1 protein-coding gene is annotated in these 446 nt (G+C 65.5%); it reads right to left on the minus strand.

The annotated features are described in order from the left end of the window. Positions 1–446, minus strand: a 446-nt coding sequence (locus WA675_RS27275; protein WP_336088326.1) for an adenosylhomocysteinase, incomplete at both ends; no start/stop codon positions are given.

Raw genomic sequence — 446 nt, forward strand, 5'->3', positions numbered from 1 at the left:
GTCGATGAGCGAGTGGCGGGTGCCGTACTTGTTGTCGAACTTCGACTTGGTGACCGAGTCGTTGACATTGATCGCCGGGAACACCAGCTCACCCGCGGCGGCGAACTGATACAGCCGCAGAACACCGGTGGTGGTCTCCTCGGTGACGCCCTGGACCGAGTCGGCGATCACCGACCACTTGGTCTTGTCGGCCTCGATGCTCTCGCGCAGCAGGTTGAGGAACACCTTGTACTCGGCGGAATGGTCGTCGTCCTCGGGCGGCACCACACCGGCCTTCTCGAACTGCGCGCCGCGCAGCACGAGCATGGTCGCGTCGCCACCGTCGTCGAGGATCATGTTGGCGGGCTCGTTCGGCCAGGTCAGCATCTGCTCGGCCGCCCACCAGTACTCCTCGAGGGTCTCGCCCTTCCAGGCGAAGACCGGGGTGCCCTTGGGCTCCTCGACGG

This window comes from Nocardia sp. SSK8 (assembly GCF_037034205.1).
GTDB lineage: Bacteria > Actinomycetota > Actinomycetes > Mycobacteriales > Mycobacteriaceae > Nocardia.